The organism is Pseudomonadota bacterium (genome assembly GCA_018823285.1).
In the GTDB taxonomy this organism is placed as follows: Bacteria; Desulfobacterota; Desulfobulbia; order Desulfobulbales; family JAGXFP01; genus JAHJIQ01.
The window spans coordinates 58,309-68,328 of sequence record JAHJIQ010000063.1; the positions used below are offsets into that span (position 1 = coordinate 58,309).

Consider the following 10,020-nt stretch of genomic DNA (forward strand, 5'->3'; position numbering starts at 1 on the left):
TGGTGCCTCTGTGGATTGCTCGGGAGATATATCGCGACGATTATAATAAATAACCCGACTTGGGCAATGTCTTTCCATAAAAATCATATTATGATGGGGTACCTTAGAATTCAGAAGCAGGAAGAGATGCGGATTGGACATCATTCGGCTGCTGATTTTTCCTGCTCTGACTTCTGCATACGCACTTCTGTTTCCTTGGTATGTTCTGCCAGATTATTCAGCTGAGAGCGGGCTTAAGGAACATTCTGTAGATGGAGAATATGGTGACGGAAAACCTTCAAGGCTGTATCGATCATTTCAGCCGCTGGCTGACGGTGGAGAAGAATTATTCGCCGCGGACCGTCGAGAGCTATGGTCGGGATCTGGCGGAGTTTGCCGGGTTTATCGATACCGATCAGCCGGGAAAGATCGATACCCGCCTGGTCAGGGCGTATGTCTATTCTCTCAACAGCCGCAACAGTCCGGCCTCGGTGGCGAGAAAGCTCTCTTCATTGCGGTCCTTTTTCAGGTTTCTGCTCCGGGAAGGGATTGTGCCCGTAAACCCCGTCCTGCCCATCTCGATGCCGAAGCAGAACCGGTACATGCCGGTTTTTCTGACCGTTGACGAGGTGTTCGCGCTCCTTGAAGCTCCCAACGAAAGTGACACCTATGCCGAGCGGGATCGGGCGATTCTCGAGATGCTCTATTCAACCGGGATGCGGGTTGCGGAGCTTGTCGCCCTGGATCTGGTCCAGCTTGATTTTGCTGAAGGAATGGTTACAGTGCTCGGCAAAGGAAACAAGGAGCGGTTGGTTCCCATCGGCCGTCCGGCGCTCGAGGCGCTCCGTAACTATGAAAAACAGCGACTGGGCCTGCTTGCCGATTGTGCCGGCAGAGGAAATGTGCCTGAGAAGGAGGCGCTTTTTTTAAACAGCCGGGGGACCAGGCTTACGGTCAGGAGTGTCGAAAGACTGGTCAGTTCGTATTCTCTGCGGGCCGGTATCATCACGAAGGTGACTCCTCACTCCCTGCGCCATTCGTTTGCGACCCATATGCTTGAAATGGGGGCCGATCTCCGGATGGTCCAGGAGCTGCTCGGGCATGCGAGCCTTTCCACCACCCAGAAATACACCCATCTGAACATGGACTACCTGTCGGAGGTGTACGATAAGGCGCATCCGATGGCGAAGAAATCAGGGCAATAGAAAAAAACAGAATATCGAGCAGGAAATTTGCCTGTGCGAATGAAATTTTAACGGGAGGATCCTGTGCAGATCAGATCAACTACCATAATCGCCGTCCGGCACCGGGGCGAAGTTGTTGTTGCCGGAGACGGGCAGGTCACCCTCGGCAGCACCGTGATGAAGCATGAGGCAAGGAAAGTCAGAAGACTTTATAACGACAAAGTCATCACCGGCTTTGCCGGAGCCACCGCCGATGCCTTCACCCTTTTTGACCGGCTGGAACAAAAGCTTGAACAGTTCAACGGCAATCTGATGCGGGCGGCGGTGGAGCTTGCCAAGGACTGGCGGACCGACAAGATGCTACGGCGTCTTGAGGCGATGCTGATCGCCGTTGACGAGAAGCACTCGCTGCTCCTGAGCGGCTCCGGGGACGTGATCGAACCAGATGACGGGATTCTCGCCATCGGCTCGGGCGGCCCGTATGCCCAGTCTGCCGCCAAGGCCCTGGTTGCCCACAGCGATCTTGATGCCGAAGGGATCTGCCGGGAGGCCATGAAGATCGCAGCCTCGGTCTGTATCTACACCAATGAGAATATTGTTTTGGAGAAGACGAAATCCCTTTCAGGGAGTGAATAGTGAAAAGTTTAGAGTGAAAAGTGAAGAGTTGTGGTGTTGACTGATCACATATTTTTTTAAGCTTCCCTTTGGAGGTTTGTTTTTATTTGATGGTAAGACTTCCACAACTTCACACTTCACACTTTAAACTTCAAACTTATCCCGATCGGTCACTCAATAGCCCGCAGGTTGGTCAAGCAGAAAAGCCGCTTGAAAATAGAGACAAGGAATACCATGGAACTGCCAGGATCACTCACCCCACGCGAGATCGTCGGCGAACTCGATAAATACATCATCGGCCAGGATGACGCCAAGAGGTTCACTGCCGTTGCCCTGCGGAACCGCTGGCGCCGGCAGCAGGTGCCGCCTCCGTTATGCGATGAGATATCGCCGAAGAATATCATCATGATCGGCCCCACCGGGGTCGGCAAGACCGAGATTGCCAGAAGGCTTGCCAACCTGGCCCAGTCGCCGTTTCTGAAGATCGAGGCCTCAAAGTTTACCGAGGTTGGCTACGTGGGCCGCGATGTGGAATCGATGATCCGTGATCTCACCGATCTGGCGGTGAATATGGTCAAGATGGAGGAGATGGAGAAGGTGACCGCCCGGGCTGCGGAAATAGCCGAAGAGAGACTCCTCGATATCCTGGTCCCGCCGCTCAAGACCACTTATCCCAGCACCGGCAGCGCCGATCAGGATAGCGCTCCGGAGCAGAAAGACACCACCCGGGAGAAATTCAGGAAGAAGCTCCGGGAAGGCGAGCTTGACGATCGGGAGGTGGAGATCGAGGTTGAGCAACCGCAGAACGTGCCGATGATCGAGGTCCTGTCGAGTTCCGGGATGGATGATATGGGGATGGGCATCAAGGACATGTTCGGCAAGATGTTCCCCCAGAAGAGCCAGCGGCGGAAAGTGAAGATTTCCGAAGCGATGGTTCTCCTGACCACCGAGGAATCGGCAAAGCTGATCGATATGGAGAAGGTGACGAGACAGGCGATCACCCGGGCCGAGCAGTCGGGAATCATCTTTCTGGACGAGATCGATAAAATCGCCTCCCGGCAGGGGGTCTCGCATTCCGCCGAAGTGTCGCGGGAGGGGGTGCAGCGGGATCTTTTGCCGATCGTCGAAGGGGCGACGGTGACCACCAAGTACGGGATGGTCCGGACCGATCATATCCTCTTTATCGCCAGCGGCGCCTTTCACCTGGCCAAACCGTCGGATCTGGTGCCCGAGTTGCAGGGGCGGTTCCCGATCAGGGTGGAATTGCAGCCTCTCGGTCGGGACGAATTCTACCGGATTTTAACCGAGCCCGAGAATGCGCTGATTCGGCAGTACATCGCTCTGATGGCGACCGAAGGGATTGAGCTGGTCTTTGAAGATGAGGCGATCCGGGAAATGGCGGCTATTGCCGCCGAGGTCAATGAACGGACCGAAAACATCGGCGCCCGGCGGTTGCATACGGTGCTGGAAAAGGTCCTTGAAGAACTCTCCTTCACCGCGCCGGACCGGAGTGATAAGCGATTTGTGGTAACCGCGAACTATGTGAAGGAACAGCTGACCGCGATCTCGAAGAATGAGGATTTGAGCAGATACATATTATAAAGCAGTGAAAAATGCAGAATGAAGAATGAAAAATGGGTGGATAAAGGGGCCAATCGATAGTAAAGATTTTTTCTGAATCCTGGCTCCTGGCTCCTGAACACTTTATCCGTGAGTTGAAAATGTACGAACACGATCTGAAATACTGCCCTGACTGTAACGATGAGTATCGGGCCGAAATCGAGAAATGCGGGATGTGCGGTGGTCCTCTTTTCACCGGGCTTGAGATGGAAGCGCGAAGCGCTGCCCGGAAGAAAAGGATGGCCGGGCCGGTTGCCGAACTGAGTATCGATGAGGAGCTGGTGGTGATCCGGCGGGGGAAACTTGCCGAGATCAAGGTCTTTGAAAAGCTCCTTGCCGAGCAGCATATCGGCACCCTTCTGGCCGGGGATGAGAATTCCTGCGGCAAGGGGTGTTGCGGCGGGAATTTCGACCTGGTGGTCAGAAGGGAAGACGCGGAAGAGGCGTCGCACCTGATCGACGAGGAGATCAGGCGCACCGCAATCGGTGCTGACGGCAACTCCCATGGTGACGCGGTCTTCAACCCGGAAGTCGCCGAATCAACCTGCCCGGCCTGCGGCCATGTTTTCAAAACCGCGCCGGAATGCCCGGATTGCGGCCTTTGTTTTTAGCTCAACTTTCTGAGTTATGTTAATCTCCCGATAATAAAGGGGTTTTGGCGATTTTTGCGTTCCTGTTTTCCACAACAAGGCAGAAGCCAGGAGTCAGAAGCCAGGAGAAAAGCTGAAAAATCAGTCATTCTGGCTCCTGGCTTCTGGATTCTGGCTTCTAATCATGGAATGCCGCCATGGCTTGTGATTGTTTTATGACAGCAAACCAATATCTTAGGCAAGTCAGAAAGTTGAGTTTTTAGTATCGACGGAACTTTTAGACGGCGTTGGCGGATGACAGAAATACTACTCAAAAATTCTGATTTTGATGACGTCCTTTAACAACCTGAAGTGATTGTCGAGGGAGTATATTTCACACTTATTCTGTTTCGCATTCTGGGCTATGATCAGGTCCGGGATGCCGACTCCGTTCAAGCTTTTCTTAAGACATTTTACCTGAAAATCAATTAATTGCGGCCAGTCAATTTTGAGGGTTGTGTTGCTGATATTGTTCAGCAAATCAATTACTTGACGTTGATTCCTGCGTTTCAGAAAAGGGACAAGTTCTGCCAGGATCAGGTCGTTGATGACGACAAGATTCTCATCGATCAGAAAATCAAGTTTCCCTGAGCTGCTGCCGTCCCGGAAATACTCTACCCAGACAGAGGTGTCGACTAGAACCGGCATTTTCGGCCACGAACGGCATCAAGATCAATATCCAAATCAATCTTTCCTTTAAACTCTTTCAAACCGGAAATTTTTGATTTTCTGATCAGTTCTTCAAGGGCTGTGATAATGACTGCAGTTTTGGTCTGAATGTGAGTAGCCTGCATTGCCTGGTTCAGCAGGTTTTCCGGTAAATCAAGTGTTGTTCTCATTTTGCACTCCTGTTGTGTTTATGCATTAAAATATCATTTTGTGCATAAACAGGCAAGTCCAAAATGTGACCCTCGGCCTGCGGCCATGTCTTCAAAACCGCGCCCGAGTGCCCGGATTGCGGTCTCTGCTTTTAACAGCCGCCGGCATTGAAGCTCCCCACGGCAGAAAGCGAACAGCGGGGGCCTTCGAGCTGCGGGGATTGCGTTTCGCTGCGCATGTTCAAGTCGCGGTTGTCTTTGGCAGCGGTACTATTCAATTGCGGCCTGTCAATTTTCTTGGTCGTATCATTTTGTGCATATACGGGCAAACCCAAAATAAGGTCGCGGGAGTTTGTTGATACCTGTGGACTGCCCCTGTGATCCCGGATTGTGAATTTTTTAAACATTTTCCAGGAGTTTATCATAAAAGAAATATCGGCCAGTCACGCCGGATGCCTGCCTTTTTCATGGTTCTGTCGATTGTGTAGGAACTCCCCTACAAAACTATCCGAATTTCCCTACAGACTTTTTCCGTAACGTATAGTATGTGTAAATTGCTGAAAATAAAATAACTCATAATTGCATCAAATGACGTTGTGGTTTCTTTATCTTACCGGGAGGGGGTTTCGTGACAATGAGAGCTTTTTTCACTCGTGGATTGTTTTTGGTCGTCGTCTTGTCTGTTTTTTGTCTTATACCCGTATGTGGTCATGCTGCCACCGAGTCTTTTGAGGGTGGAACCTTTCCTGCCGAATGGACAACTTCTGGAGATGTAAACTGGGCTGTAACGACCTCAAAAGCAAATGATGGCCTGTTTGCAGCTCAATCTATAACGTCAATTTCGGATGATCAGACATCAACTCTTCAATTCAATGTGAATACAGGTTTTGGGAGCATTACTTTTGACTACTCTGTCAGTTCAGAACTGGATTTTGACTTTCTGAAATTCTATATTGATGATGTTCTTCAGGATCAGTGGTCTGGAGAGATTGTTTGGACAAATACCTCATTTCCTGTCACAGCAGGAGCACATACCTTCAAGTGGGTCTACGTCAAAAATTCATCTAACACTAATGGAATTGATACTGCATGGATTGATTCGGTAACAATACCGCTTGATTCTGATGGAGATGGAATACCTGATACTCTCGATTCATGTCCAGGTTTTGATGACAACATTGACCTTGATATGGATGGATTACCCGATGGATGCGATTCCTTGATGTATCAGACTAAAATAGTTGCCAGTGATGTTTCTTCTAATGACAGTTTTGGATCAGCAGTAGCAATTTCAGGAAATTTCGCAATTGTTAGCTCTCCTATGGATGATGACTTGGGTTCTAATTCTGGTTCGGCATACATTTTTCATAATGCAGGAAATGGTTGGGTTGAGATGCAAAAGTTAACTGCCAGTGATGGCACTGCTGGCGATACTTTTGGACGCTATTCAGTCGCTATCTCAGGTAATTATGCTGTTGTAGGTTCATATGTCACTGATTCCGCATATGTTTATTTTTACAATGGTACTCAATGGGTAGAGCAGCAAAAACTCATTGGAGAGAATAATGACGGGTTTGGTGTTTCTGTTTCAATATCCGGAGATAGAATTATTGTAGGAGCTTTTGCAGGAAGTAATGGTACACAAAATGTTGGTGCTGCATATATTTTTCATTATAACGGTTCTTCATGGAGTAGAAATATTAAGCTAACTATCCCCTACGACGGTGGGATCTACATGGATCAGTTTGGTTATTCTGTGTCTATCTCTGGAGATTATGCAATCGTAGGCGCGAAAGATTCTGATGGAGCTGTACCAGAGTCGGGTGCCTCATACGTTTATTATCATAATGGTACTACCTGGGGATTTCAGCAGAAACTTTTTCTCACTAATGGTGTAGAGTTCGAGCAGTTTGGATTTTCAGTTTCAATATCGGGTTTAAACGCATTAGTGGGCTCAGATAGTGGAACATATCTTTACAACTTTGATGGTTCTAATTGGATTGAGAAACAGAAATTGGGTAGCGGGACGCACTGGGCAATTTCAGGCGACTATGTAGCTAAGAATTCTCGTGGTACAGCTACAATATATTTTAATGATAACGATAATTGGATATTTCAGAACTCTTTTGCCCCCTATTATTCATATTATGGTTTCAACAGGGTGGCAATCTCTGGGAATAATATCATCTTAGGGAATGATGATGATGATGAAGCGTTTATTATTAGCGGTTATTCCAGTGACTATGATGGTGATGGCGTAGTTGATGTAAATGATATTTGTCAGAGTGGTGATGATAATATCGATTCTGATTCAGATGGTATACCTGACAGTTGCGATATTTGTTTGGGTTTTGATGACAATGTAGATACTGATACTGACGGTGTACCCGACGGATGTGACGCCTTTCCAATTGAAGTAGGTGAATGGCTGGATTCAGATGGTGATGGGGTCGGAGATAACAGTGATAATTGTCCAAGGTACAGTAATTTATCTCAGATTGACACAGATCTAGATGGTATTGGTGATGTTTGTGATGTTTGCCCGAACTATGCAGGTGTTGATGCTGATGGTGATGGTGTTTGTGCCGACATAGATAATTGTCCTGTTGATAACAATCCTTCACAGGCTGATGCAGATAGTGATGGATCGGGTGATCTATGTGATCTTTGCCCCGGATCAGATGATTCTATTGACTCAGATGGTGACAGTGTTCCTGACGGCTGTGATTTTTGTTTAGGGAATGATGCTGTTGGGGACAACGATGGTGATGGATATTGCGATGATATAGATAATTGTCCTGTAATTAACAATTCTTCTCAGACCGAAACTGATGGTGACGGTGTAGGTGACTCTTGCGACCTATGTCCTGGCTCGGACGATACTCTTGATCTAGATGGTGATTTTGTCCCTGATGATTGTGATATCTGTTTTGGAGGCAATTTGTCAGGCGATTCAGATAGTGATGGAGTGTGTGATGATGCAGACAATTGTGTGAATATTTCTAATTCTAATCAGGCTGATTATGACTCTGATGGAATTGGTAATTCTTGTGATTTTGAATCGAAAATTCTTTCTTCTGATGGTCAATCAGTAGATAGGTTAGGTTATTCTGTTTCAATCTCCGGCAATGTCGCTGCCGTAGGTGCGCCTGATGATGATGATAATGGTTCTTCGTCTGGTTCTGTTTACATATTCACCCATGATGGGAGTGGCTGGATAGAGCAGCAGAAGTTAACCGCTAGTGATGGGGGATCTAATGACAATTTTGGACACTCTGTCTCTATGTCTGGGAACCTTTTAATAGTCGGAGCACCGGATGATGGAGTTTATTACAACGGTTCAGCGTACATTTATTTTTTTGACGGAAATTCATGGGTAGAGCAACAGAAGATTATTTCTTCTGATAGTACAACTTATGATTATTTTGGCTATTCGGTTTCAATATCCGGACAATATGCAGTTGTCGGTGCATACGGAGATGATGACAATGGAAGTACGTCCGGCTCTGCATATATTTACCATTTCGATGGCAACTCATGGATCGAACAACAAAAGCTAACTGCTTCGGATGGTGTGGGTGGTGATTGGTATGGTTATGCAGTAACTATTTCAAATAATAACGTTGTCGTTGGAGCACACAAAAAGGATGGTGCCGGTGGGGAATCCGGTGCTGCTTATGTGTATAAACATAATGGTATTGACTGGGTAGAGCAACAGAAGCTGGTTGCTTCAGATGGACAGACATATGCTCATTTTGGTCAGTCTGTATCAATTACTGATAACCGAGTAATTATTGGAGCTCCTGCGGATTCTTCTTCTGCTTTTGGATCTGCTTATATTTACGAATTTAATGATATAAGCTGGCAAGAACAACAGAAATTGACCGCTTCTGATAGTTCATCATCTGATAATTATGCTTGGTCTGTTTCCATCTCTGCAAATAATATAGTTATCGGCTCTTATTATGATGATGACTTAGGATCAGAATCAGGTTCAGTTTATACTTATGAATATGATGGTGTGAATTGGGGGAATGAACAAAAATATCTCGCTTCAGATGGGGGCGGTAGTCATTGGTTCGGTTATTCAGTATCAATTTCAGGAAATCATTTTATATCTGGCACATATAGAGACTCTGATAATGGAACCCAGGCTGGGGCTGCGTATATATACGGTCCAACTTATTCCGACTCAGATTGGGATGGAGTTGAAGATACCCTAGATACTTGCCCTGGATTTGATGATACAAATGATACTGATCTAGATGGAATCCCTGATGGCTGCGATAATTGTTATGGAGATAATCTCACAGGAGATACTGACGGTGACGGCAATTGTGACGATTCGGACATTTGCCAGGGATCCGACGATACATCTGATTCAGATGGTGATCTTGTTCCAGACGGTTGTGACGTGTTCCCTGACGACCCATCGGAATCGGTAGATTCCGATAGTGATGGTGTCGGTGACAATTCCGATATTTGTCCTGGATTTGATGATACTGTTGATATTGATGGTGATGGTTCTCCAGACGGCTGTGATGTGTTCCCTGCTGACCCAAACGAATGGATTGATTCTGACGATGATGGGGTTGGCGACAATTCTGACCTTTGTCCGGGTTTTGATGATACCGTAAATTCAGATAGTGATGGCATTCCGGATAGTTGTGATGCCTTTCCTTTTAATTCAGCAGAGTGGCTTGATACCGATGGGGATGGAGTAGGTGATAATGCTGATATTTGCTCCAATGATCCCCAAAATGATCGTGATGGTGATACAGTCTGCGGGGATGTCGATAATTGTCCAGCATTACCCAACCTTGATCAAGCAGATTTTGATGGGGATTCATACGGTGATGTTTGTGATGATGAACTCAAACTCTTGGCATCAGATGGTGGAAACTCCGATAACTTCGGTTCTGCTGTTGCTATCTCTGGGGACTTCGCGATTGTAGGGGCAAATGGTGAAAACGCTGCGTATGTGTTTGAGTTTGGTGGGTCCGGCTGGATCGAACAACAAAAGATGGGGCCTGATTTAAATTCATCAGATCAATATGGGCAAGCTGTAGATATTTCTGCTTCTCATGCCATTATGGGTGGATGGTCTGCTAATAATGGATCTATCATCAATGCCGGTCTTGCCACCATTTACAATTATGATGGAACCAACTGGAA

The 10,020-nt window shown here is 47.2% G+C and carries 7 protein-coding genes; 5 read left to right on the forward strand and 2 right to left on the reverse strand.

Annotated features, from left to right (window positions below; genetic code table 11):
* Positions 1–260: 260 nt before the first annotated feature.
* The 4 genes from KKG35_14175 (at position 261) to KKG35_14190 (ending at position 4,009) form a co-directional block, all read left to right on the forward strand.
* Complete coding sequence (locus KKG35_14175; protein ID MBU1739273.1) at positions 261–1,184, forward strand: tyrosine recombinase XerC; 924 nt, start codon at positions 261–263, stop codon at positions 1,182–1,184.
* Between the two features lie 69 nt (positions 1,185–1,253).
* A complete protein-coding gene (gene hslV, locus KKG35_14180) occupies positions 1,254–1,799 on the forward strand; it encodes an ATP-dependent protease subunit HslV (GenBank protein MBU1739274.1) in 546 nt (181 codons plus the stop codon).
* A 213-nt stretch (positions 1,800–2,012) separates the two neighbouring features.
* The gene (hslU, locus tag KKG35_14185; GenBank protein ID MBU1739275.1) at positions 2,013–3,380 is read left to right on the forward strand and encodes an ATP-dependent protease ATPase subunit HslU; all 1,368 of its coding nucleotides are present in this window, start codon (positions 2,013–2,015) and stop codon (positions 3,378–3,380) included.
* 119 nt (positions 3,381–3,499) lie between these two features.
* Complete coding sequence (locus KKG35_14190; GenBank protein ID MBU1739276.1) at positions 3,500–4,009, forward strand: hypothetical protein; 510 nt, start codon at positions 3,500–3,502, stop codon at positions 4,007–4,009.
* A 285-nt stretch (positions 4,010–4,294) separates the two neighbouring features.
* Here KKG35_14190 and KKG35_14195 read toward each other — a convergent pair whose 3' ends face one another.
* Together KKG35_14195 and KKG35_14200 are read right to left on the reverse strand one after the other, a co-directional pair.
* On the reverse strand, positions 4,295–4,675 hold the full coding sequence (locus KKG35_14195; GenBank protein MBU1739277.1) for a PIN domain-containing protein: 381 nt from the start codon (positions 4,673–4,675) through the stop codon (positions 4,295–4,297).
* Complete coding sequence (locus KKG35_14200) at positions 4,663–4,866, reverse strand: type II toxin-antitoxin system VapB family antitoxin (protein MBU1739278.1); 204 nt, start codon at positions 4,864–4,866, stop codon at positions 4,663–4,665. The genes KKG35_14195 and KKG35_14200 overlap by 13 nt, the downstream gene beginning before the upstream one ends.
* 655 nt (positions 4,867–5,521) lie before the next feature.
* Here KKG35_14200 and KKG35_14205 point away from each other — a divergent pair.
* A partial coding sequence (locus KKG35_14205; GenBank protein MBU1739279.1) for a thrombospondin type 3 repeat-containing protein occupies positions 5,522–10,020 on the forward strand: 4,499 nt, incomplete at its 3' end.